The sequence below is a fragment of the Aliarcobacter vitoriensis genome (genome assembly GCF_048320235.1).
GTDB lineage: Bacteria > Campylobacterota > Campylobacteria > Campylobacterales > Arcobacteraceae > Aliarcobacter > Aliarcobacter vitoriensis.
Genome location: NZ_CP182882.1, coordinates 220,066 through 244,386, shown reverse-complemented (window position 1 = coordinate 244,386; position 24,321 = coordinate 220,066). Strand labels below are relative to the sequence as shown.

Here is a 24,321-nt window from a genome sequence, read left to right as displayed (position 1 = left end):
CTATATTAAAAAGAGTAAACCATCGTTAGGTTTAACTGACTATAATCACTTACAGGAGATTTTTTATCTTCATTAACATATGTAAATCCTAAGTTAGTTTTTAATTCACTTGTTATTTTATATCCCAACCATAAAGTTGTTTCATCTACATCTCTTTTTTCATTTCCTGTTGCATCTGCATAATATCTTGTATTTCCATAAAGCAAAGTTGCATCAAAATCACCAAAAGTTTTAGTGATTCCAGCATATATTGTAGAAGCTCCTCTTGAGAATATATAATCACCTTCTTCAAAAGGAACTAATATCTCACCAGCTTCTCTACTTTTATTGTTTGTAGTATATCCTGGGAATGCTAGTTCATCATCAACTTTAACATATCCAATATAAGGAGATAAACCATAAATAGATGTACTTAGCATAATATCTAAAATACCAGATTTTACATCTTTTACATTTTCACTATCTAAAGATTTACCTTCATCACTCCAAGCATAATGTAATCTTGCTGATGTTTCTTCGTAATTAAGGTTTACTCTTGCTCCATAAATCTCTTTTGAATCAGGGAAAATAACTCCATAAGCAGTTGCAGAAATATTGTCATTGAAGTTTTGAGTTAAGCTCAATTTATAAACACCTTTATTTCCATTCATTTTTTCTAAAGGTCTATAATCTCTTGCATAAACTCTACCATCTCTTAAAGACCAAATAGCTTCTATATCAGTGCTTCCAAAAGTTGCATCAATTTTTACTGCATCATGAGTTTTGCTCATCCAGTCTGTTTTTAAAACTTGTCTTCCAGCTATTACAGATATATTATTTAATTGAGTATATTTTAAATATAACTCTTCAATATCAACACTTCTTGTTCCTCCATTATAAGCAAAACCATCTCCTCCTCTTTTTTCATAGAACCTTCCAGTTGCATCACCTTTACCTGTTCCAGTGGACTTAGAACTACTATCTTCCCAAATTGTTCCATATGCTCTAAATTTACTTTTTACACTTAAATTATTCCAAACACCTGTTTCATATCCTAATGCAAAAGAACCAACACCATATCCACTATCTCTATAATAGTCACCATAGTCTTTGTCAAAATATCTACCTTCATAAGTTACTGCTACTTCTCCACTTACTTTACCATTTGTTAATGCTTCTTGTAGTGTATTGGCATTTGCTATACAAATAGAAGATATTGCCATTGTAGTTACTAAACTTAATTTTAATTTTCTCATTTTTTCTCCCTTTTAACTAAAATTGCATAAGCATATAAAAATAAAATAGAAAAAAAATCGAATAATAGATTTGTTTTTTCGATTTTTTTTCGATTTTTTATTGTTAGACTTCTTGAGTAAATATTATAAAAAGGATTAATATGAGCAATTCAAGAAGAGATTTTCTTAAAATTTCAGCAGCTAGTGCAGCAGTATTAGCTGGAAGTGGTACAGTAAGCGGTGCATTTGCTAAAGAGTTTTCAAGAAGAACTGTAAAAATACCTAGTGCTTCTCATTATGGTGCATTTTATGCTCATGTGATGGATGGTGAGATTGTAGATATTACTTCTCAACTTGATTCAGATGCGAATCCTACTGTTTTAGTAAAAGCATTGGCTGATAGAAATAGTACAGATTCAAGAGTTAAATATCCAGTAGTGAGAAAAAGTTATTTAGAAGGTAAAGGCAAAGGGGAACTTAGAGGTAAAGAAGAGTTTGTTAGAGTTTCTTGGGAAAAAGCACTTGATTTAGTCTCAGAAGCTATAAAAAAAGCTCAAGCAAAAGGTGGTAATAAAGCACTTTATAATGCATCTTATGGTGGTTGGTCACATCCTGGTGCTTTTAAGCCAAATGTTTTAGCTGGAAGATTTTTTAATCAAATTGGTGGTGCAGTTGGAACTGCTGGAGAGTATTCAAATGGAGCTGCAGGTCCAGTTAATCCATCAATTGTTGGAGATATGGAAGTTTACTCTATACAAACATCTCATGAACAAATTATTGCAAATACACAAGTTATGATTTTATGGGGTGCAGATGTTTATAAAACAAATAAAGCTGGTTATTCAGTTCCAAATCATAGATGTTATGATGCTTATGAAGAGTATAAAAAAGCTGGTATTAAAGTAATCTCTATTGATCCTATTTATACAGTTTCAGCACAAGAATTCAAAGCTGAATGGATAAAAATAAGACCTGGTTCTGATGTTGCTATGATGCTTGGTATGATGAACTATTTATATAAAAATAAAAAATATGATAAAGATTTTATAGAAAAATATACTTATGGTTTTGATAAGTTTTTACCTTATTTACTTGGAAAAATAGATGGAGTTGAAAAAACAACAAAATGGGCTGAAAAATTAACTGAAATACCTGCTAAAACTATTGAAAAACTAGCAGATATTATGGTTTCTAAAAAGACATTTATTGCTGGAAATTGGGCTATGCAAAGAGCTGAACATGGAGAACAAGTTCATTGGGCTTTAATAACATTAGCATCTATGGTAGGACAAATTGGTACTGCTGGTGGAGGTTTTGGATTTTCAATGCACTATGAAGGTGGAGGAGATGCTGCTTCTGGAAAAGTTACAGTTGGAGGATTAAGTCAAGGTAGTGGAGATGAAGTTCATATTTCAATTCCAGCTTCAAGAATGAGTGATTTAATAAATAAAGCTGGTGAAACAGTAACTTACAAAGGTGAAACTATAACTTACCCTAAAGTTGAATTTATGTTAAGTGCAGGAGGTTCTCCAATTGGACATCAACCGAATATAAATGAGCTTATTGAAGCTATGAGAAAACTTGATACTGTTGTTGTGGTTGAACCTTGGTGGACTCCAACAGCAAAAATGGCTGATATTGTACTTCCTGCAACAACAACTATGGAAAGAGATGATATAGCAAGTGCAATGTCATATTCAAATGATAGAATTTATGCTATGAAAAAAATAGTTGAACCAAAATATGAATCAAAAGATGATTATTGGATTTTTACTGAATTAGCAAAAAGATTTGGAAAAGAGAAATCTTATACTAGAGATAGAACTATTAAAGATTGGTTAGAAAGACTATATGATAGATCAACAGCTAATAGAGAAATGGGTATATCTTTTGAAGATTTCTGGGAAAAGGGTGTAATTGCTTATGATATTCCAGAAGAAGCAAAAAAATATGTAAGACATGAAGAATTTAGAAAAGACCCTGTAAATAGTCCATTAAAAACAGAAACAGGTAAAATTCAAATTTATTCAGAAAAATTAGCTTCATATAATTATAAAGATTTTAAAGGACATCCAGTTTGGATTGAACCAACAGAGTGGTTAGGAAATGATAAATTGATAAAAAAATATCCACTTCATCTATTAAGTCCACATCCAACTTATAGAATTCACTCTCAACTTGATAATACTTGGGTACAAAATGTACATAAAGTACAAGGTAGAGAACCTATAAGAATATCTCCAAATGATGCAAATAAATTTGGAATTAAAGATGGAGAAGTTGTTGAAGTTTACAATGATAGAGGAAGAGTTTTAGCTGGAGTTGTTGTAACAAATACTATTCGTGATGGAGTTGTTGCTATTGAAGAGGGGGCTTGGTATTCTCCTGAAAATATGAAAGAAGATAAACCAAGATGTAATTCAGGACAAGTAAATGTTTTAACATCATCAAAACCAACATCTCAAATGACAAATGCAACATCTGCAAACTCTGTTCTTGTTAGCATAAAAAAAGTAGAAGCTATAAGACCTAATTTAGCTTATAAACCACCAGTAATTATAGGAGCTTAAGATGAAAGTTATAAAAAAAATATTAATATCTTTACTTGTTTTAGGGAGTTTTTCCCTTGCAAGTTCAAGCAATATGTTTTTGTTGGAAAATGCAAAAGCTGATTTTGATGGAAAAAATGGGGAAATATTTATAGGAACTCCAATCAAAATTATTAAAGATATAGATGATAAAATGGTTTTAGTTGAGATAAGTGGAGTTTCTTTTGGAGATGAATTATATTCATCAAAAGGGAAAGCTTTACTAGTAGCAAAAAAAGATGGAAGTTTTGTAGAAAAAAATAAAGCTTCTGAATTAGGATTTGTGAAAGTAGAAGCTAAAATTGAAAAATCTTATTTAACAAAAAATGTAAAAGAAGTTTGGGAAGAGTACGAAGAGTTTTACTATGATATGTGTACATCATGTCATGCAGGACATAGAGCTGTAACTCATACAATGTTAGAATGGGAAGCAATTTTACAAACAATGAAAGGTTTCGCTCAATTAAATGACAAAGAGGAAAATTATATTCTAAGATATTTAAAAGCAAATTCAAAAGATGGATTTTATGAAAAAAGAGCTGATTGAAAAATTAAAAGATTTAACAATACTTTATGCTGAAGATGAAGATGGAATAAGAAAAAATATTTCCAATAGTTTAGGATATTATGTAAAAGAGGTTATAGAGGCTTCAAATGGAGAAGAAGCCTATAATCTCTATTGTGAAACAAATCCAGATATTATATTAAGTGATATTCATATGCCTATTTTAAATGGTATTGAATTTGTAAAAAAAGTAAGAGAAACAAATAGAGATATACCAATTGTTATGATTACAGCTTATACTGATAAAAAATATTTACTTGAAGCTGTTGAACTTCATATGGAAAAATATATTATTAAACCCATTGAATTAGACTCTTTACTTGAATCTTTGGAAAAATGTGTATTTTGTCTTGGATTAAATAAAAAAGTATATTTGGAAATAGATGAAAAATATAGTTTTGATTATGATAAAAAAGAGTTAAGATATGAAGAAGAAGTGATAAATCTAAACAAAAAAGAGTTAATGTTTTTTGAAGTTTTAATATCAAATCAAAATAGAATTACAACATATGAAGAGTTACAAATTAAGGTTTGGCAAGATGATATTATGACTGATAGTGCATTAAGATCATTAGTAAGAAATTTAAGAAAAAAACTTCCAACAGATATAATATTAAATTTATCAGGTATTGGATATCGTTTTGTTTAAAAAATTATTATTTTGTAGTTTTATATCTTGTTCTTTATTTAGTTCAAATTTTGTAGAAAAACTTGAATTTAGAGAAGATACAAGCGAATTAAATAAAGCACAATCTCTTCATCCAAATTCTCATATAAATATTTTTCTTCCATCTATTCCATATACATACATTGCAAAAGCTACAAACTCTGGACTAATTCGTGCTTTTGATAATGAACAAGGTTGGGAGTATGATTTAGCTAAAACTCATGAAAGATTAGATGATTTTACCTATATTTTTACATTAAGAGATAATTTGAAGTTTCAAAATGGAGAAAAATTTACTATTGATGATGTTATTTATAATTTAGAGTATTTTAGAAAAAACCCATTTTTATATACAAATATTCATAAAATAGATTTTGATATTATAAAACTTGATAAAAAACGGGTAAAAATTGTATTAAAACAGAAATATGAAATGTTTTTAAAAGATTTGGCTGATGTATATTTTTATACAAAAGAGTATATTGAAAAATATAATCCAGTTGGAAAAGAGACAGGAACAGCAAATAAAGTAGAAGGTCCTTTTGCAATGGGACCATATATTTTAAAAGAGGGATTTGCAATAGGTCATAAACAAACGGATAAATTAGAACTTGTAGCAAATCCATATTATTGGAATAAAGATTTTCCTAAGATATCAAGAATTACAGTATATACACAACTAGATATAAATGAAGCAATAGAAGATATTACAAAAAAAGAAGGAAAATTGGATTTGATGCCAATTCCTTTTAATAAAAAGTTTGAAGTAATTTTATCAAAATATTCAAAGCTTGTGATATCCAAATCCACAGACAATTTTATAATCTTCTTTAATCTTATAAATGGAAATGAAAAACTTTTAAATGATGATATTAGAATAGCACTAAATCAAGCTTTAGACCAAGAATTTTTACTAAATTTTGTATATAAAAAAGAGGGACGGATATCTCCTTTTACTGCTTCAATAAACTACGATATAGTAGAACAAGTAGCAAAAGAGTATAAAATAGATGAAAAAATATTTTCAGTTGAAGAACTTCAAATATTACTAAATGGTTTAGAACTAAATGTTTTTACTCAAGATAGATTTATATTTTTATTTAAAGGAATAGAGTTTCAACTACAAAAATATGGTGTTAAACTAAATTATCATATTACAACAAGTGAAAAAGATATATATAAAGAGCTTTTAACAACAAATAAAAATCAAAATGAAAAAAATTGGGATTTATTGATTTGGGGAAATGATGACTGGTATTATCAAAATCCTTGGACAGTATTTTTTATATATCACTATGGAAGTGCTTGGAGTGTTATTCCAAGAGATGAAATAATGCAAGATTATATAGAAAAATTTTTTATAACAAAACCTCTTACACCTGAATACAAAGAAGTTGTAAAAAATATTTTACATCGTGAAAGACAAAAAGCTTATACTTTAAGAGTTCCTTCATCAAATAGAGTGATGGCTGTAAATAAAGAGGTAATATATAAGCCATATAAAGGAGGAATTATTCCTTTATGGAGAATAGAATTAAGTAAGAATCATTGGTCAATAAGAGAAGATAAAACTTATGATAAAGAGCTTGAAAAAGCTATAAAACCTAAAAGAATAGAGTAATTTATGAATTTAATAAGAAATATAAATATAAAATCAAAATTGGGAATATTATTTTTAATTTTATGTATATCTATCATAGTCTTAGGATATAAATCAGTTCAAGTTAGTCAATATAATAAAGATACGCTTGGTATTGTACATAGCAAATCTCAAACATTTTTATATCTTCAAAATGAAATAATTACTCCTTTATATATTTTAAGAGAACTTTATCAATCTTTAGTAATGGCTCCAAATAAATCAATAAGAGATAATATTGATAAAGATTTGATTTTAGTTTTAGAAAAATTAGATCATCTTTTTCAAAATAGTGAAATATGCAAAGAGCAACTTCGTGACATTTGGGAAAACTACAAAAAACATATTTTTCAAACAAAAAAATATTTAGATGAAGGTTTTGAAGAAGGTGCATACATAAATGTAACAACTGTTAGTAAAAGGCAATTTGATATTTTATTAAATAAATTATTTTATTTACAAGAACAATCTTTAAGTGATGTAACAAGTGCTTATGATGAAGCTTCACATAAATTAACAGATGTCAAAATAGAAGTTATTATAAGTATAGTTTTGATTTTATTTTTTGCTATTTTAACTGGATTATTTATAGTTAATGATATTTTAAAATCTATTTATAAGGTACAAAATGGATTAAATAATTTTTTTAAATATTTAAATGATAAAACAACTAAAGTTACACATATTGATATTGATGGAAAAGATGAATTTGGACAAATGGCTAAAATTATAAACAATAATGTATCTTATATTAGAACAAATTTAGAACAAAATGAAGCTTTAATAAAAAATGCAACAAGGGTTTTAGAAAATATTCAAAGAGGAAATTTAGGTACTAGACTCACTCAAAATACAAATGATATTTCATTAAATGAATTAAAAAATATGATTAATAATGTAATAGAAAATCTTGAAGATAAGATACAAAGAGAGATAAAACAAAGATTAAAGCAAGAACAAATATTAATTCAACAAAGCAAATTAGCAGCAATGGGAGAAATGATTGGGAATATTGCTCATCAATGGAGACAACCACTTGCACAAATTTCTGCAATTCATATGAATATGAAAGTAACATATGATTTTGATAATTTTACAAAAGAGTATTTAAATATAAAAATAAAAGAAGCAAATCAACTAACATCATATATGTCTCAAACAATAGATGATTTCCAAAATTTTTTTAAGCCACAAGGAGAAAAAGAGTTTTTTTCTGTTGAAAAGGCTTGTAAAGACTCTTATTTTATAGTTTCTTCTTCATTAAAATATCATGGAATTGAATTGAATTTTGATATTAAAGATAATATAAATATTTTAGGATATAAAAATGAATATTCTCAAGTTATTTTAAATCTTATAAGTAATGCAAAAGATATTATCTTAGAAAGAAAAGTAAAAGATCCATTAATAAATATTGAGATAAAAAGTGGAAAAAAATTTGCTATTGTAAAAATACAAGATAATGCTGGTGGAATAGATGAAAATATTATTGATAAAATATTTGATCCATATTTTACGACAAGACATAAAACTCAAGGAACAGGAATAGGTCTTTATATGGCAAAAAATATTATTGAGAGAAATATGAATGGATATATAAATGTAAGAAATAATGATAAAGGTGCTATTTTTACTGTAAAAGTTGCTAAAACTTATAAAATTAAATAAAAAAACAATATAAAACTTGTTACAATCCCACAAAAATGATTAGGAATAATATATGAAAATTTTAGTATCTTCTTGTCTTTTAGGAGAAGATGTACGATATGATGGGAACAACTCAAATATTGCTTTAAATCCAAAATTCAAATTTTATTATAAAGAACTTTTTATGGATATTATGTGTGAAAATGAAATTTACTCTATTTGTCCTGAAGTTGCTGGTGGATTAGGAATTCCAAGAAATAAAGCAGAAATTAAAAATCATAGTAAACCATTTGTAGTTGCAGATGAATTAAATAATGATGTAACTATTAATTTTCTTTTAGGTGCAAAAAAGGCCTTGGATATTTGTCAAGAAAATGATATAAAAGTTGCCCTTTTTAAATCAAAATCTCCATCTTGTGGGAACAATGAAGTTTATGATGGAACATTTAATGGAAACTTGATAAACGAAAGGGGTTTAACAGCAAGATTATTGGAAGAAAATGGTATAAAAGTTTTTAATGAAAATGAACTAGATAATTTAAAAAAATTTATAAAAAGTAGAGTTTAATATAAAAACTCTACTTTAAACTAAGCTTTTATATCTAAAAGCCTTTGCATAGCAACTTCTTGAACTTCAATCGCTTTAGCATTTGCACTATAAGCTATAATTTCTGGTATTTGCTCTACCAGTTCACTTGCTATATCAGAAGCAGCACCAGAAAAATCACTATCAGCAACTGTATTTGCAACTTGAGCGATATTTGATGCTTGTTCTTGTATTTGTAAACCAGCACCTAACATAGCACCAAGATTATTATCTATTCTCATATTCCACTCCTTCTTGTAAACTTTGTAAAAGTAATTTATTTAAATTTGCTCTTTGTGCAATTGAACTATCAGCTTGACTTAAACCTTCAGGAGCAGATGCAGCCTTAGAAAGTTCATCTAATTTTTGTATAGCGGCCTCTTCATTTTTTGGTATAGAGGTATCAAATCTGACACTTCCACCAATTGCATAAAGTTTTCCATCTGGTCCAACTTGATAATCATAGTTTATCGGTGTAGTTGTAGTACCTAAACTAGCATGTAATTGCTCATGATTTTTTACTTCGTTATCTCTATTTTGGAATCTACTTAAAACCCTTTGATAATCTTTTTCGTCATAATCTTTATCTAAACTATTTATAGCATCATCATTGTTTTTAATAGATTTTTGAAACTCTTTTCTATCTAAATTAGCTAATTCACTATTTTTTAAAGCAAGTTGTGAATATATGAGAGATGTACTCAAATAGTCATTTATTTCCATACTTGCCTCCTTTTTATAAACTTTTTGATTATAACACAGAATAGCTAAACTTAAAATTGAGAAACTTTATAGTAGAATTACCAAGATTTTTTAAATATAAAGAGGAAAACTATGAGTTTTTTATTCAATAAATATAGTCATTTTAATTTAGCAAATATTGTAACATTTTTTAATATCGCCTGTGGAGTTTTTGCAATATATTTTTTAACGCATAATAATTTTTTTGCAGCAGCTTTATTTGCTTGGCTTGCTGGAGCTTTTGATATCTTCGATGGTAAAATAGCAAGAAAGTATAATCTTTCTTCACAATTTGGTATTCAACTTGATTCTTATGCTGATTTTTTATCTTTTGTCATAGTTCCTGCAATGTTTATATATTTTGCAGTTATTGATACAAAAGAAGATTTTTTAAATATGGCTTTTGTTTCAGCTGCATTTATTTACTATATTATTTCTGGACTTAGAAGATTGATTCAGTTTAACATAGATGCTGATGAAGGTGAAATTGAGAAATATTTTACTGGTATTCCAACTCCTTTAGGAGCTATACTTCTTTGGGTTGTTTATCTTATATTTTTAACTGGTTTTATAAATGAATATTTTGTATTATCTATGATGATTGTAATTGGATATTTATTAAACTCTAAAATAAAAATTAAACATTTATAATGAAAGATATTATATCAATAGATTTAGGTTCTAACTCTTTTAGAGTTTTAAAATATGATGGAGAAAATCATAAAATTTTAGATGAATATCATCAAGTTGTAGGACTTGCAGATGGATTAATAACAACTGGATTAATATCAAAAGAAGCTCAAGAAAGAGTTGTGAATGCACTAAAAATAGCTTCTTCTAATTTAAACTTTAATCTAGAAGATGCAGTTTGTGTTACAACAGCAGCTATGAGAAAAGCTAAAAACTCTAAAGAAGTTTTAGAATATTTTAAAAAACAAACTGGTGTAAATTTCAACATAATTAATTCTGATGAAGAAGCAAGACTAACTCTTCTAGCAGTAAAATATGCGCTACAAAGAGAAAAAATAGATTCAAAGAATTTTATACTTTTAGATATTGGCGGTGGTTCAACAGAATTAATAATCAATAAAGATAAAGAATTTTTTAGTAGAAGCTTTGATTTTGGAATAGTTACTATGACACAAAAAAATAGTGAAAACAATTCTTTAAAAAATGATTTAGATATCAGAAAAGCTGAAATAAAAGAGTTTTTAAAAAGTATAGATTTTAATTTACAAGATTTTTCTTTTGTAGCAACAGCTGGAACTCCTACAACTTTAGCAGCAATAAAACTAGGTATCGATTATTTTAATTATGATAGAAATTTAGTAAATGGAACAAAAATATACTATGAAGATTTAGAAAAGAGCTTAAGTATCCTAAAAACAAAATCTATTGAAGAAATAACTAAGCTTGTTGGAAAAGGTAGAGTCGAATTTATGGAAGTTGGAACATATATTTATAAAATATTTTTTGAAGTTTTAAATAAAAATGAATCTATAGTTTTTGATGATGGTTTAAGAGAAGGTGTAGCTATTGATTTTGCATTAAAGTGTAAGACTTAAGATAAAAGCCTTACACTTTGCTCTTGTATAATATTTGCTTGAGCTGCAGCCAAATAACCTGCGTTTACATTAATATTTGATTTTGAAAAATCACTAGACTCTCTTCCAAAGTTGATAATTTGATTAAAATTTTGTTCAATAATTTGGCTTTTTGCATCGCTTTGAAGTTGTTTTGAAAATTCTACAAATTGATTAGATAAACTTTCTAATTGATTTGATGTATTAGAAATAGTATTTAAAGCATTTTGCACATCTTGTTCATTATTCAAGTTACCATTATTCACAACATCAAATATTTTATTTGTAAAATTTGCAATATTCGGTTTTTCAATAGAATAAATATTGTTATTTGAACTCACTTCTATTGATTCTTGATTGTCATTAAATCTATTTGCTATTAAATTTTCACCCTTATATTTTGTATCAAATGCTATTTGGTTGAATTCTCTTAAATCTTGATTTATAGATTTTTTTAATTCATTTTTATCATCAACATTTTGACTATTTTCAAGTTTATTTTCAATGTTTTTTAGAAATCCTTGAAGTTTATCCATAGAATTTTGTGCTATTTGAGATTTTGCTATTCCATCATTTAGTGATTGAATATCTTGAGAAAATTCACTTTTTAATATTGAACTTCTACTAACATTTAAATTTTCAGATGAAACATTATTGAAGTCTTCAACACTATATTTTAGTTGAGCTTTATTTATTGAAACATTAGAATTATTATTTAAGTGATTTAAATTTTGTATATTGTTTGCACTGTTTATCGCGTTTATATCCATAATATTATCCTCAAAAATAGCTTAAATTGGATTATTATATCACAAAAATATTAATATTTAGTCTTTTTTAGTAATTTTAAAATTTAATTTCTTATAAAAAGGTAGTTTAATTGAAAATTGAGTAAAATAAAACCTTACTTTTAAAAAAATGGAGAATTATTATGAAAATGACTGGCGCAAAAATGGTTATTGAATCATTACATCAAGAAGGGGTTGAAGTAGTATTTGGATACCCTGGAGGCGCTATTATGAACGTCTATGATGAAATATATAAACAAAACTATTTTCAACACATTTTAAATAGACATGAACAAGCTTCGATTATAGCTGCTGAAGGTTATGCAAGAGCAACTGGGAAAGTAGGGGTTGCAATAGTAACTTCTGGTCCAGGGTTTACAAATGCAATTACTGGAATTGCTGATGCTTATATGGATTCAACTCCTCTTGTTGTAATTTCTGGACAAGTTCCAACAACTATTATAGGAACAGATGGTTTTCAAGAAATTGATGCAGTTGGTATTTCAAGACCATGTACAAAACATAACTATTTAGTAAATAAAATTGAAGATTTACCAAGAATTTTAAAAGAGGCATTCCATCTAGCAAGTACTGGAAGACCAGGTCCTGTTCATGTTGATATACCAAAAGACATTACAGCTCAAGTTGGAGATTTTATATATCCTGAAGAGGTAAATATGCCAACTTATAAGCCAACAATTAACTATAATAAAAGACAATTAAAAAAGGCTATGGAAGCTATAAGTTGTGCTAAGAAACCACTTTTATACATTGGAGGTGGAGCAATTTTATCAAATTGTGCTTATGAAATAAGAGATTTAGCAAAAAAACTAAATATTCCAGCAGTTGAAACGCTTATGGCAAGGGGAGTTATGGGAGATGAAAATCCACTTTTCTTTGGAATGTTAGGAATGCATGGAGAATATGCTGCAAATATGGCTGCTCATGAAACAGATTTGTTAATCTCTCTTGGAGCTAGATTTGATGATAGGGTTACAGGAAGACTTGATGAATTTGCTTCAAAAGCAAAAGTTATTCATATTGATATTGATCCAACTTCAATTGCAAAATTAGTTGTTCCAGATTATCCAATCGTTGGTGATTTAAAATTGACTGTAAAAGCTATGCTTGAAGATATAGAAAACTATGAATTCAATGATTATACAAATTGGGTTGATTTACTAAAAGATTATAGAGAAAAAGAACCATTAAGATATATTGATAATAATGAAGTTATAAAACCACAATGGCCAATTCAAAGAGTTGGACAAATATTAGGAGATAATGCAATTATTTCAACAGATGTTGGACAACATCAAATGTGGACGGCACAATTTTTCCCATTTTCATATCCAAGACAGTGGATTACAAGTGGTGGATTAGGAACAATGGGATTTGGACTTCCAGCAGCTTTAGGAGTTGCAAGAGCATTCAAAGATACAAATAGAGTAGTTATAAATTTTACTGGAGATGGTTCTATATTGATGAATATCCAAGAACTTATGACTTGTGTTGAATATGATTTACCAGTTATAAATATTGTTTTAAATAACAACTATTTAGGAATGGTAAGACAATGGCAAACACTTTTTTATGAAAATAGATTAGCTGAAACTGATTTAACAGCTCAACCAGATTTTAAAATGCTTGTAGAAGCTTTTGGTGGAATAGGATATCGAGTAAGTACAAAAGATGAATTTGATAAAGCTTTAAAAGATGCAGTTGAAAAAAGAAAACCAGCAATGATTGAAGTAATTGTTGCAAGATTAGAAGAGGTATTACCAATGGTTCCAAACGGACATTCTTTAAATGAAATGACTTTATTAAAAGGAGATAAATAATGAGTAATTTTAACCATTATTATGATAGTCAAACAACTAGACAAGTTATCTCAATAGTTGTTTTAAATGAACACAATGTCTTATCAAGAATAGTAGGATTATTTTCAGCTCGTGGTTTTAATATAGACTCTTTAACAGTTGCTCCAATGGAAGATAGTCCATATTCAAGAATGACTATAGTTACAACAGGAGATAAACGAGTAATTGATCAAATTGTAAAACAATTAAATAAATTAATTCCTGTTTTAAAGGTAAATGAACACAAAAATGTTATTGAAAAAGATACAGTTTTGATGAAATTTTCAATAGATAATGAACTTTCAGATATCGATGTAATAGCTCGTGCATATCATGGAAGTATTCAAAATGTTACAGATGAAGCTATCATCGTTTCAGCAACAGATTCTAGTGATAGAATTATGAACTTTATAAAAGTTATGCAAAAATTCAATCCACTTGAAGTTGTAAGAAGTGGTATTGTAGCTATGGAAAGATAAGAAATTTTCTTATCTTTTATAATTCAAGGATAAAAAATGACACTTAAAGAGATTTCAGAATTTTTAGGAATAGATTGTAAAATTGACAAAGAAATTACTGGTTTAAATAGTTTGAATGATTCAAATGAAAATGAACTTACATTTTTAGAAAATAAAAAATATATAAATGATTTAAAAAATACAAAAGCTGGTGCTATTTTAGTATCTAATGAAAATTCAAAAGAAATTCCAGAAAATTGTATAGCATTAATTTGTGATGAACCATATTTGGCTTTAGCTAAAGCTAGTAAACTTTTTGCTCCAAAGCTTATAGAAACTACTGGAAATGAATCAAAAATTGGTAAAAACTCTACAATAATGCAAAATGTTTATTTGGGTAAAAATAGTGTTATTGGAGACAATTGTACTATTATGCACGGAAGCTTTATCGGAGATAATGTACAAATAGGAAACAATACTATTATATATCCAAATGTTACTATTTATAGAGATTGTATAGTTGGGAATGATTGTATTATACATTCTGGAACAGTTATTGGAAGTGATGGATTTGGCTTTGCAAATACAAAAGATGGAAAATATATAAAAATATATCAAAATGGAAATGTTATAATAGGTTCTGATGTTGAAATTGGTGCAAATTGTACAATAGATAGAGCTGTTTTTAAATCTACAATAATTGATGATGGAGTAAGAATAGACAACCTTGTTCATATAGCACATAATTGTAAAATTGGAAAAGGTTGTATTTTGGTTACTCAAGTTGGATTATCTGGTTCAACAACACTTCATCACTATGTTGTTATGGGTGGACAAAGTGCAACTTCTGGGCATCTTGAGATTGCTCCTTTTACAACTATTGCTGCACGAGGAGGAGTTACAAAGAGTATAACTGAACCTAAGAAATCTTGGGCTGGATTTCCTTTATTTGAGCATAAACAATGGCTTAGATTACAAGGAAAAATATCAAATTTATTGAAATAATTTTATAAAAAGGTCATATCATCGCAAAGAAAATAATATCACTAATCATACTATTTACACTATTATATTTTCAATTTTCAACATTTGCAATATCTAAAGATGTTGTAGGAGATGTTGGATTTTCATTTGCAAATTTTTCAAATAGATACTTTTCTTATTTATCATATGTTTATCTACTTTTATTTATCTATCCATTGTATTTGATAAATTTTAAAGATAAGTTGGATAAAAAAGATTTAGTTTTAAATATTGTAGTTATATTTTTACTATTTTTTATATTACTTATTTTTCAAGCTTTAATTATTGAAAATCCTTATGATAGAGGAGAAATTGGAAATATCTTAGTAGATACTTTAGCTCCAGTTATTGGAAGAATAGGGTTGTATTTATTTGTTGTTTTTGGACTTGTAATATCTGTTTTGATACTTTTTGAAACATCTGATTATGATATAGAAGATTTAAAAAAGTTCAAAAATAAAATAAAACTAAAAAATAGTATAAAAGTAAATAAACAAGCTCAAACAAATCAAGTAAAAGTTGCTAGAAAACCTATATCAAAAGAACAAGTTCAAGAACAAAAAAAATTAGAATTTATTCAATCTCAACAAAACTATCAAATCATTAATGATAATGTAGAAGAAGAGATTTTAGAGGCTTCTATTGTTGAAAAATCATCTAATGATGAAGAAATAAGCTTTGAAACAATAGATGAAAAAGAACAGATTAATTCAAATATAATTGTTGAAGAATTAGAAGAGAATAAAAAGCTTTTAGCAACTTTAGAACTAGGAAAAGCAGAGAAACCAAAAAATTTCCAATTACCTCCAACTTCATTTTTCCAAAATCCACCAAAAGAGAATAAGTCAAAAATAAATGAAGCTTTGATTGATCAAAAAATAGCAGACTTACTTGATAAACTTGCAATGTTTAAAATCGATGGTGATGTTGTGAGAACTTATACAGGACCAGTTGTTACAACTTTTGAGTTTAAACCAGCACCAAATGTAAAAGTTTCAAAGATTTTAAGTCTCCAAGATGACTTAGCAATGGCATTAAAAGCTCAAACTATTAGAATTCAAGCTCCAATTCCAGGAAAAGATGTTGTAGGAATTGAAGTTCCAAATGAAGATACACAAACTATATATTTAAAAGAGATGCTAGAAAGTGAAATTTTTCAAAATTCTATTTCACCACTTACAATGATTTTGGGGAAAGATATTGTTGGAAAACCTTTTGTAACTGATTTGAAAAAATTACCTCATTTATTGATAGCTGGAACAACTGGAAGTGGAAAATCTGTTGGAATTAACTCTATGATTTTATCGCTTTTATATAAAAATTCACCAGATAATTTAAGACTTGTTATGATTGACCCAAAAATGCTTGAGTTTTCAATGTACAATGATATTCCTCATCTTTTAACACCAGTTATTACAAAAGCAAGTGATGCAATAAATGCTTTATCTAATATGGTTGGAGAAATGGAAAGAAGATATACTTTAATGTCAAAAACAAAGACAAAAAATATCGAAAATTACAATGAAAAAGCACAAAAAGAAGGTTATGAAACTATGCCTTATATTGTGGTTGTTATCGATGAGTTGGCTGATTTGATGATGACAAGTGGAAAAGATGTTGAGTATTCTATTGCAAGACTTGCACAAATGGCAAGAGCAAGTGGAATTCACTTAATAGTTGCAACTCAAAGACCATCAGTTGATGTTGTAACAGGACTTATTAAAGCAAATTTACCAAGTAGATTATCTTATAAAGTAGGACAAAAAATAGACTCTAAAATCATTTTAGATTCTATGGGAGCAGAATCACTTCTTGGACGTGGAGATATGTTATTTACACCTCCAGGAACTCCTGGTCTTGTAAGAATTCATGCTCCTTGGAGTACAGAAACTGAGATAGAACAAGTTGTAGAATTTTTAAAAGCTCAAAGAGAAGTTCAATATGATATGAATTTTATAAAAGATAAAGCAACTTCATCTTTATCAAACTCTTCAAATAGTAACACAAATGGTGATTTATCAGATTTAGATGAACTTTATCAAGATGCAAAAGATGTAGTGTTAGCAGATAGAAAAACATCAATCTCATATATTCAAAGAAGACTTAGAATTGGCTACAATAGAGCTGCGACAATAGTAGAACAACTTGAACAAACAGGTGTTTTATCACAAGCTGATGCCAAAGGAAATAGAGAAATTTTAGTTTAAATTTCTCTATTTAATATCAATCAAATTTTTTAAATATATTGTGTAAATTTAATACTTTATCTATAAATATAATAAAAAAATAATAAAAGTAATAAGAATGTAATTATATTTATGTATAATAATTGAATAATTAATTACACAAGAATTTAAATATGAAAATTTTACACACATCAGAGTTAAGGATGTTAAAGAATTTTTTAGAAGGAATTCATAAGAAAAGGTATTTATCTGTGGATTTTATTGCAAAAGAAGATAATTTATTAAGAAATAGAAAGTGTGTACCATTTGATTATGGAGAAAGTAGAAGCAAAGATAGATTTCATTTCTTAGATTTAAATAGTCCAGATGGAAAACATAATCTTTCAATTTTACCCGAACAAGTTAAAAAAGTTGAAATATTGGATGAGTCTTTTGACCCTGCAGATTATGTTAAATGGGAGCCTAATTGGATAGTAAAAAGAGATTGGGGGGGAGTTTATTCATAAAATGAGTTTTATATTTAGATTTTTTTTAATAATCAATTCTTTATCTTTGTCTTTTTTAATTTTTGCAATAAACAAAGAAATGACGATGGCATGGATAGATATTCATTATTACAAAGGAATTAATAAGTTATTTGAAAATGGATTTTTAAATGATTTTATTATAAATAATTTTTCTGAGTTATTGAATTTTTGTTCATATTTAATATATTTTATAATCATCATTATTTTATCAATTATTAGTTTATTACTAATAAAGTCTTTATCTGATGATGAGATAGAAGAAAACACTTTATCAAATATTGAACCTGCAAACGATGCCTTTTTACCAGTTTATTTAGGATATTTTTTTGTTGCTTTAAGCATCCCCGATATAGAAGTTTTTTTCTTAGTATTTGGTTTAATTGCGGTACTTATCTATTATTCTAGAATTTCATACTTTAATCCTATCTTTTTTCTTTTTGGTTTTAATTTCTTTTATGTAACAAATAAAAATAATGTAAAAATATTATTGATAACTAAGAAAGAATTAAAAAAGACAGATTGTACAAAATTCTTAGAGTTAAAACGAATTACAAATTATACATTTATTGATGTAGAAAAGGATATAACATGAATTATTTATTGGCAAAAGTTAAAGGCAGAAGCAATAGTTTTCTTAAAGTAATAGCATCTAGACAAGTAATATTAGAAATTCCAAATCTAGATAATACAGTTGATTATTCACCTAATACTCTTTTAGATAATGGTGAATGGTTTAAAATAGATGATTTTTCAGAATGTTCATATACTAATGGATTAATAGAAAATACTTTTTCTATTACAGATCACAATCAAATAATGTCAACTCAATATAGTGATATAAAATACTTATGTTGTAAACAAGATAACTTATTTTTATTTCAAAAAATGTCTTCAAATCAATTATTTACTAAAAAATGGATTAATATTTCAGATTCGCCTACTTTGTATAGAGATAAGCCTATTATTGTAATTAGTGATATTATAGATGCTATTTATGACAAACAAGAAGATATATTATATTTTAAAGATATAGGAAAAATCAAACAAATGTTTAGAGGTATAGAAGAACTATACAGAGAAGCTACCCAAGAAGAAGTAGATAGTTTTTTATCTAGAGATTTTATTTCTTTAGGCAATGAATTTACTAGTAGAAATGTAAAAGTTGCAAATAGAAGAAGAATAGCATTAGCTTTAGATACTCTAGATAATTTTAATAACGAAGAAATAATTACAATTTGTGATTATACTGAATCTTATTGCATAAATCTAACTAGAGATGGAGATAGATTTGTTGTTAATTCAGAAGAAGATTTAAAACAAGTTTTATTTGGAATTGAACAACGATACTATACGACAATGATTGGTGATGAAAAAAGAGTTGCTAATTCTATAATTGAAATTGGTTAATATAATGAATGAACTAGATAATTATTTAATTGCATCAAAAGTATATTATGACAAGGTGTTTGATAGAGTTGAACACTCTAATGTTATTAATGGTGTTGATGTAGATTTACATTTTAAATATTTAAAATTTAATCCAAATGGTACTCCTAAACTTGATAAGTTAGTAGAAATTTTATTTTCATATTTCACTCATTATTGCTTTTCCTCTCGAAAAAGGTCTTCTGCTGGAATGGATGAAATAGAAAAAGAACAGTTCATAAGTAGTTTAAAAGATGAAGCGAGAGAATTATTTAGAAAATGGAAAGAAGAAGATATTACACCAGACAATCAGCCTAAGGCTGGCGAAGTTGGAGAAATGATTTTATGGCTGTTAACAGAGGTTGTTTTAAAAGCACCGCAAATAGTGGCAAAAATGGATTTGAAAACCAATACTCAATTAGAAGTTTTTGGTTCTGATGGTATTCATGTGAAAATTGATGATAATAATATCTTGAATTTATATTTTGGTGAAGCAAAATTTTATAATGATATATATGGAGCACTTGATAGTGCTTTTGAAAGTATAGAAAAATTTCATGAGGACGCTATGTATAAAAGAGAATATAATTTAGTGACAACCCATTATAAACATTTAAAGCAAGAAAAACAAGATCAAATATATAATTATATAACTAATCAAATAAGTGATGATGAAGTAAAAATAAGACATGCTTGTTTGATTGGTTATGATTGGGGAGAATATCAGAAATTATCAGATGTTAATGAAAAACAAGATTTTATTGATAATTTTACTTCTATATATCAAACAGAAACGGAAAGGTTAACAAAATTGATTCAAACAAGATTTGATAGGTTTTCAAGAAAAGAATTTGCATTTGATGTGTTTTTTTTACCTTTTAAAAGTGTTCAAGAACTTCGAAATACTTTTAATGCAAAACTTTAGGATATAAATTATGAATGAGAAAGAGTTAATAAATAAATTAGTAGTTTTTGATATTAGTCAAAATCTACATCATGGATTAGAGTTAATACAAACTTATGAAATATCTAAGGAAGAAATAGAGCTTCTTTGTAAAGTAGCATCAATAAAATCATTAAGTGATGATTCAGAAGAACAATCTTTAGCTTATGAAATAATTACAAAATTATTTAAAAATTTTAGTGAAAAGTACCCTTTTTTATATTCAATTACTTATTCCGTTTTATCTAGATTAGGTAATTTTCCAAATAGAGAATTACTTAAAGATTTTGGGTTTGATGAAAGCCAATTACATCAAACACCAATTCTAAAAATAGAGACTATGACTAGAGAAATTGAGAATAGTATTTCATTGTCAGATAAAAGAACATTATTAACAGATTTTCAAAAACAATTTTTTGACGTTTTAACAAATGAAAAATTTTTTAGTGTTTCTGCTCCTACATCAGCTGGAAAGTCTTTTATTTTTACATTATCAATTATTAAAAGGTTTCTGAAAAATAAAAAAGAGAAAATAGTTTTAGTAGTTCCAACTAGAGCATTAATAAAAGAGTTAAGCGAAAAAGTTTTAAATGGATTGAAAGAATATAGTCTTACAAATGAGATAAGTATAAGAACAGTTCCTTTAGTTGAAGAAGATAATATAAATAATGGAATTGTTTATATTCTAACTCAAGAAAGGTTAAATACATTAATAAATGAAACAGATATCGTAATAAATACATTATTTATTGATGAAGCACAAGAAATACAAAGTAATAGAGGAGTTGTTCTTCAAAATACATTGGAATTAGCTATAAAAAAATTTCCAGACATAAATCTATTTTTTGCAAGTCCTTTAATAAATAATCCTAAATATTTTAATGAACTTTTAAATCTAAATTATGAAGATAAACATTTCACAGAGAATATTTCTCCTGTAGGACAAAATATTATATTTCTTTCATCTATTACAAAAAAAGTACATCAAGCAAAAATTGAATTACTTCATAATAATGAGTATTTAAAACTTGGAAAAATAAATTTTGATGGTAAATTTAGAGAAACTGATAGAATGATTACTTTGGCTAATGAAATTACAAAGGAAGATGAATTAACTTTAATATATTGTAATAATCCTTCTGATACTGAAAAACTTGCTCTAAAAATTGCAGAATCAATTGATAGTGAAACTAATGATGACGATATTCTTTCTTTAATAAAATTTATAGAAGAAGATATTCATGAAGAGTATTCATTGATAAAATGTTTAAAAAAAGGTGTTGCTTATCACTATGGAAAAGTTCCTTCTACTGTAAGAACAAGTATTGAAAAGCTTGCATCTGATAAGAAGCTAAAGTTTATCTTCTCCACTAGTACATTACTCCAAGGGGTTAATTTACCTACAAAAAATATTATTCTATTTAATCCTTATAAAGGCTCTAGACAACCTATGGAACGAAGAGATTTTTTGAACTTAATAGGTAGGGCTGGTAGGTTGAAATATGAGTTTCAAGGAAATATATGGTGTATTGATCCAAGTGATTGGAAAAATAAAAGTTATGAAGGAGAAAAACTTCAAACGATAGAATCTTATTATATTAAAATGCTGAATGAAAAATCAGATTTAATTTTAGATTTAGCAAAAGACTATAAAAATAGTAAGAATTATGATTTTTTACCTGTTTTTGGTAAGTTTTATGCAGATTTCTTATTAGGTGAATCAAATTTACAAGAAGATGCAAAAATATTAAATAAAGTGGATTTACAAGAAGTTATTCAAGAATGTAGTAATTATACTTTGGATATACCTATAAATATTATTCAAAAACACTATTCTATCCATCCTAAAAGTTTAAATGATTTATATTTATATTTTAGAAATGAAGATGATATAAAGCAATGGATTCCAAAAAATGTGTTTCAAAAAAAGAAAGAATTACCTTATGAGGATGGAACTTTTGAACGATTATTAAAAATATTTAAAAAAATAGATAATATTTTTTTAAATAGAAATAATGAACAACATAGACTTTATTCTAAATATGCTTCTTCTTGGATACATGATAATACATTAAGTGAAATAATTGAAGATAATCATTCTTTTTATTTAAAATCAAATCCTACAAGAACAATCAATACAAGTATTAGAGAAACACTTGATATAATTGAAAGCCATATAAGATTTAAATATGTTTTATATACAAGTGCTTATATTGATATTTTAAAGGTAATTATAGAAGAAAAGAATTTAACAGAAGATGTATATCAAAAAATTCCAAACTTGCCTTTATATTTAGAATGTGGCTCTGCTGATCCAATAGTAATAAATTTGATTTCAATTGGATTATCTAGATTAACAAGTATTAAACTTAAAAAATCAAAATATTTTACTTGTGAAAATCCCACTGCTAGTAATTGCATTAAAGCTTTACAAAATATTAATGTTAATCATCTTGATATTCCTGAAATATGTAAACAAGAAATAAAAACATTTTTATCATAAGGAATATAAAAATGAACCTATCTAAATCCCTTTACACAAAAGGCATACAATGCCCAAAGCACTTTGGCTTAAAAAATAAGCCAAGGGTATTAACACCAAGCCCAAGCTATATTTGAAACAGGAAATATAGTTGGAGATTTTGCTTGTCAGATTTTTCCTAATGGAAAAGAAGTTCCTTATTCAAAAAACTGTGATTAGATGATAGCTACTACAAAACAGTGATCTGGCTACACTAAAACATACTTAGGATTTAAAAACTTCTAAGTTAAAATAATAAGTATGAAAGAGGTAGAAAAAAATAGAAATAGTAAATATACAAAAGAGTTTAGAAATTGAACTGTTCAATTGATTTTGAATAGTAAAAAGTAAGCAATGCAAATTGCAAAAGATATATAACAACTCCTATTGATGAAACTAAAAATGAATCTAAATTATCACAACAAGAATTACTTACAACTACGAGCAGAGAATAAAATACTCAAACAAGAAAGAGATATTTTCTTGTGCTTGCACTATCTGTGAGAATGCAGTAGCAGAGAGTTTTTTTCATACTTTAAAAACAGAATTAATTCATCATGAAATTTATCATACACAAGAACAATTTGTATATTATAATGAAGATTTACATAGATTTATATAATGAAAAAATTGCTAATTGATTATAATACAAAAATTACACATCATTCACTTAAAATTAAAACTCCTGTACAATATCTAATTCAAAATAACCCTCGGTGCCATATGTATTTGACTAATACAAATTATGGCTATTTTACCTTTTTTATGCTAGAATAAATAAATCATTTAAAAGGAGTATGTTATGAATACAAGTATTGTAGGGCGACACATAAATTTAACAGATGCTATAAAAGATTATGTAAATAGTTCAGTTGAAGTATTTAAAAAATATAATTTAGATATTATTTCTGTTACTTCTACTATTTCTGCAGATGAAAAACAAGGTAAAAAAGCGTTTACATTTGAGTTTACTTTAAATATTGCAAATATAGATACTGTTGTTGTAAAACAAAAAGATAAAGATTTATATGCAGCAATCGATATTGCTGTTGATAGAGTATCAAAAGTTTTAAGAAGACATCATGATAAAATAGCTTCTCACAAAGCAACAAAACTTAGTGAAGTTGAAGTAAATGAGATTGAAGATAAAATTGCAAAAGAACTTGAAAAATTTGAAGATGAAATAATACCACAAAGACTTACTTCTTATAAACCAATAGATATTGAAGAAGCACTTGAAGAACTTAAAAATTCAACTGCACAATTCAAAGTTTTTTACGATAAGGATGATAATATGAGAGTATTGTATAAAGCTACAGTTGAAGGTAAATTTGGACTATATTAAGATGTAGTTTAAAAAA

General features: G+C 26.8%; 22 protein-coding genes. 18 read left to right on the top strand and 4 right to left on the bottom strand.

The genetic code is table 11. The annotated features are described in order from the left end of the window. Positions 1–5: 5 nt before the first annotated feature. On the bottom strand, positions 6–1,235 hold the full coding sequence (locus ACNSOS_RS01255) for an Opr family porin (RefSeq protein ID WP_418185637.1): 1,230 nt from the start codon (positions 1,233–1,235) through the stop codon (positions 6–8). A 140-nt stretch (positions 1,236–1,375) separates the two neighbouring features. Here ACNSOS_RS01255 and ACNSOS_RS01250 point away from each other — a divergent pair, with 140 nt between their 5' ends. Genes ACNSOS_RS01250 through ACNSOS_RS01225 form a run of 6 tightly spaced genes read left to right on the top strand, consistent with a single transcriptional unit; the run spans position 1,376 to position 8,888 of the window. Continuing rightward, a complete protein-coding gene (locus ACNSOS_RS01250; RefSeq protein ID WP_418185636.1) occupies positions 1,376–3,784 on the top strand; it encodes a molybdopterin-dependent oxidoreductase in 2,409 nt (802 codons plus the stop codon). Between the two features lies 1 nt (position 3,785). Then, positions 3,786–4,349 (top strand): hypothetical protein, encoded by a 564-nt coding sequence (locus tag ACNSOS_RS01245; RefSeq protein ID WP_418185635.1) that lies wholly within the window; start codon positions 3,786–3,788, stop codon positions 4,347–4,349. After that, the gene (locus ACNSOS_RS01240) at positions 4,330–5,016 is read left to right on the top strand and encodes a response regulator transcription factor (RefSeq protein WP_418185634.1); all 687 of its coding nucleotides are present in this window, start codon (positions 4,330–4,332) and stop codon (positions 5,014–5,016) included. The genes ACNSOS_RS01245 and ACNSOS_RS01240 overlap by 20 nt, the downstream gene beginning before the upstream one ends. Continuing rightward, positions 5,009–6,655, top strand: a complete 1,647-nt coding sequence (locus ACNSOS_RS01235) for an ABC transporter substrate-binding protein (RefSeq protein WP_418185633.1) — start codon at positions 5,009–5,011, stop codon at positions 6,653–6,655. Before ACNSOS_RS01240 ends, ACNSOS_RS01235 begins: the two co-directional genes overlap by 8 nt. A gap of 3 nt (positions 6,656–6,658) precedes the next feature. Beyond that, complete coding sequence (locus ACNSOS_RS01230) at positions 6,659–8,341, top strand: ATP-binding protein (protein ID WP_418185632.1); 1,683 nt, start codon at positions 6,659–6,661, stop codon at positions 8,339–8,341. A gap of 52 nt (positions 8,342–8,393) precedes the next feature. Next, positions 8,394–8,888, top strand: a complete 495-nt coding sequence (locus ACNSOS_RS01225; protein WP_418185631.1) for a DUF523 domain-containing protein — start codon at positions 8,394–8,396, stop codon at positions 8,886–8,888. Positions 8,889–8,908: 20 nt separating this feature from the next. Here ACNSOS_RS01225 and ACNSOS_RS01220 read toward each other — a convergent pair whose 3' ends face one another. After that, positions 8,909–9,148, bottom strand: a complete 240-nt coding sequence (locus tag ACNSOS_RS01220) for a hypothetical protein (protein WP_418185630.1) — start codon at positions 9,146–9,148, stop codon at positions 8,909–8,911. After that, on the bottom strand, positions 9,135–9,629 hold the full coding sequence (locus tag ACNSOS_RS01215; RefSeq protein ID WP_418185629.1) for a putative metalloprotease CJM1_0395 family protein: 495 nt from the start codon (positions 9,627–9,629) through the stop codon (positions 9,135–9,137). The genes ACNSOS_RS01220 and ACNSOS_RS01215 overlap by 14 nt, the downstream gene beginning before the upstream one ends. Before the next feature lie 111 nt (positions 9,630–9,740). Between ACNSOS_RS01215 and ACNSOS_RS01210 the strand changes: the two genes are divergently transcribed. Together ACNSOS_RS01210 and ACNSOS_RS01205 are read left to right on the top strand one after the other, a co-directional pair. Further along, the gene (locus ACNSOS_RS01210; RefSeq protein WP_418185628.1) at positions 9,741–10,298 is read left to right on the top strand and encodes a CDP-alcohol phosphatidyltransferase family protein; all 558 of its coding nucleotides are present in this window, start codon (positions 9,741–9,743) and stop codon (positions 10,296–10,298) included. Next, positions 10,298–11,212: an exopolyphosphatase gene (locus tag ACNSOS_RS01205; protein WP_418185627.1), complete on the top strand. Its 915-nt coding sequence runs from the start codon at positions 10,298–10,300 to the stop codon at positions 11,210–11,212. The genes ACNSOS_RS01210 and ACNSOS_RS01205 overlap by 1 nt, the downstream gene beginning before the upstream one ends. Here ACNSOS_RS01205 and ACNSOS_RS01200 read toward each other — a convergent pair. Continuing rightward, complete coding sequence (locus ACNSOS_RS01200; protein WP_418185626.1) at positions 11,209–12,000, bottom strand: hypothetical protein; 792 nt, start codon at positions 11,998–12,000, stop codon at positions 11,209–11,211. The two genes, ACNSOS_RS01205 and ACNSOS_RS01200, sit on opposite strands and share 4 nt — an antisense overlap. A gap of 161 nt (positions 12,001–12,161) precedes the next feature. On the opposite strand from ACNSOS_RS01200, the gene ACNSOS_RS01195 reads away from it, so the two are divergent. The 10 genes from ACNSOS_RS01195 to hpf all read left to right on the top strand — a co-directional run bounded on the left by ACNSOS_RS01195 (position 12,162) and on the right by hpf (position 24,305). Then, on the top strand, positions 12,162–13,859 hold the full coding sequence (locus ACNSOS_RS01195) for an acetolactate synthase large subunit (protein ID WP_418185625.1): 1,698 nt from the start codon (positions 12,162–12,164) through the stop codon (positions 13,857–13,859). Continuing rightward, the gene (ilvN, locus tag ACNSOS_RS01190) at positions 13,859–14,356 is read left to right on the top strand and encodes an acetolactate synthase small subunit (RefSeq protein WP_113892558.1); all 498 of its coding nucleotides are present in this window, start codon (positions 13,859–13,861) and stop codon (positions 14,354–14,356) included. The genes ACNSOS_RS01195 and ilvN overlap by 1 nt, the downstream gene beginning before the upstream one ends. 36 nt (positions 14,357–14,392) lie before the next feature. Then, positions 14,393–15,340 carry a UDP-3-O-(3-hydroxymyristoyl)glucosamine N-acyltransferase gene (lpxD, locus tag ACNSOS_RS01185; protein ID WP_418185624.1) on the top strand — a complete coding sequence of 316 codons (948 nt, stop codon included), beginning with the start codon at positions 14,393–14,395 and terminating at the stop codon, positions 15,338–15,340. A gap of 221 nt (positions 15,341–15,561) precedes the next feature. After that, complete coding sequence (locus ACNSOS_RS01180; RefSeq protein WP_418185623.1) at positions 15,562–17,565, top strand: DNA translocase FtsK; 2,004 nt, start codon at positions 15,562–15,564, stop codon at positions 17,563–17,565. A gap of 152 nt (positions 17,566–17,717) precedes the next feature. After that, entirely contained in the window at positions 17,718–18,050 is a 333-nt protein-coding gene (locus ACNSOS_RS01175) for a hypothetical protein (RefSeq protein WP_418185622.1), read from the top strand. 85 nt (positions 18,051–18,135) lie between these two features. Continuing rightward, positions 18,136–18,663, top strand: a complete 528-nt coding sequence (locus ACNSOS_RS01170) for a hypothetical protein (RefSeq protein WP_418185621.1) — start codon at positions 18,136–18,138, stop codon at positions 18,661–18,663. Beyond that, a complete protein-coding gene (locus ACNSOS_RS01165; RefSeq protein ID WP_418185620.1) occupies positions 18,660–19,478 on the top strand; it encodes a hypothetical protein in 819 nt (272 codons plus the stop codon). The genes ACNSOS_RS01170 and ACNSOS_RS01165 overlap by 4 nt, the downstream gene beginning before the upstream one ends. A gap of 4 nt (positions 19,479–19,482) precedes the next feature. Beyond that, positions 19,483–20,421, top strand: coding sequence for a DUF1837 domain-containing protein (locus ACNSOS_RS01160; protein ID WP_418185619.1), 939 nt, complete (start codon positions 19,483–19,485; stop codon positions 20,419–20,421). A 10-nt stretch (positions 20,422–20,431) separates the two neighbouring features. After that, positions 20,432–22,942 carry a DEAD/DEAH box helicase gene (locus tag ACNSOS_RS01155; protein ID WP_418185618.1) on the top strand — a complete coding sequence of 837 codons (2,511 nt, stop codon included), beginning with the start codon at positions 20,432–20,434 and terminating at the stop codon, positions 22,940–22,942. An 820-nt stretch (positions 22,943–23,762) separates the two neighbouring features. Then, positions 23,763–24,305, top strand: a complete 543-nt coding sequence (gene hpf, locus ACNSOS_RS01150) for a ribosome hibernation-promoting factor, HPF/YfiA family (RefSeq protein WP_418185617.1) — start codon at positions 23,763–23,765, stop codon at positions 24,303–24,305. Positions 24,306–24,321 lie beyond the last annotated feature (16 nt).

Excerpts from the sequence above, each read along its gene's own strand:
- ACNSOS_RS01255 (WP_418185637.1), bottom strand. The coding sequence starts at position 1,235 with ATGAGAAAATTAAAATTAAGTTTAGTAACTACAATGGCAATATCTTCT.
- ACNSOS_RS01250 (WP_418185636.1), top strand. The coding sequence starts at position 1,376 with ATGAGCAATTCAAGAAGAGATTTTCTTAAAATTTCAGCAGCTAGTGCA.
- ACNSOS_RS01245 (WP_418185635.1), top strand. The coding sequence starts at position 3,786 with ATGAAAGTTATAAAAAAAATATTAATATCTTTACTTGTTTTAGGGAGT.
- ACNSOS_RS01240 (WP_418185634.1), top strand. The coding sequence starts at position 4,330 with ATGAAAAAAGAGCTGATTGAAAAATTAAAAGATTTAACAATACTTTAT.
- ACNSOS_RS01230 (WP_418185632.1), top strand. The coding sequence starts at position 6,659 with ATGAATTTAATAAGAAATATAAATATAAAATCAAAATTGGGAATATTA.
- ACNSOS_RS01225 (WP_418185631.1), top strand. The coding sequence starts at position 8,394 with ATGAAAATTTTAGTATCTTCTTGTCTTTTAGGAGAAGATGTACGATAT.
- ACNSOS_RS01220 (WP_418185630.1), bottom strand. The coding sequence starts at position 9,148 with ATGAGAATAGATAATAATCTTGGTGCTATGTTAGGTGCTGGTTTACAA.
- ACNSOS_RS01215 (WP_418185629.1), bottom strand. The coding sequence starts at position 9,629 with ATGGAAATAAATGACTATTTGAGTACATCTCTCATATATTCACAACTT.
- ACNSOS_RS01210 (WP_418185628.1), top strand. The coding sequence starts at position 9,741 with ATGAGTTTTTTATTCAATAAATATAGTCATTTTAATTTAGCAAATATT.
- ACNSOS_RS01205 (WP_418185627.1), top strand. The coding sequence starts at position 10,298 with ATGAAAGATATTATATCAATAGATTTAGGTTCTAACTCTTTTAGAGTT.
- ACNSOS_RS01200 (WP_418185626.1), bottom strand. The coding sequence starts at position 12,000 with ATGGATATAAACGCGATAAACAGTGCAAACAATATACAAAATTTAAAT.
- ACNSOS_RS01195 (WP_418185625.1), top strand. The coding sequence starts at position 12,162 with ATGAAAATGACTGGCGCAAAAATGGTTATTGAATCATTACATCAAGAA.
- ilvN (WP_113892558.1), top strand. The coding sequence starts at position 13,859 with ATGAGTAATTTTAACCATTATTATGATAGTCAAACAACTAGACAAGTT.
- lpxD (WP_418185624.1), top strand. The coding sequence starts at position 14,393 with ATGACACTTAAAGAGATTTCAGAATTTTTAGGAATAGATTGTAAAATT.
- ACNSOS_RS01175 (WP_418185622.1), top strand. The coding sequence starts at position 17,718 with ATGAAAATTTTACACACATCAGAGTTAAGGATGTTAAAGAATTTTTTA.
- ACNSOS_RS01170 (WP_418185621.1), top strand. The coding sequence starts at position 18,136 with ATGGCATGGATAGATATTCATTATTACAAAGGAATTAATAAGTTATTT.
- ACNSOS_RS01165 (WP_418185620.1), top strand. The coding sequence starts at position 18,660 with ATGAATTATTTATTGGCAAAAGTTAAAGGCAGAAGCAATAGTTTTCTT.
- ACNSOS_RS01160 (WP_418185619.1), top strand. The coding sequence starts at position 19,483 with ATGAATGAACTAGATAATTATTTAATTGCATCAAAAGTATATTATGAC.
- ACNSOS_RS01155 (WP_418185618.1), top strand. The coding sequence starts at position 20,432 with ATGAATGAGAAAGAGTTAATAAATAAATTAGTAGTTTTTGATATTAGT.
- hpf (WP_418185617.1), top strand. The coding sequence starts at position 23,763 with ATGAATACAAGTATTGTAGGGCGACACATAAATTTAACAGATGCTATA.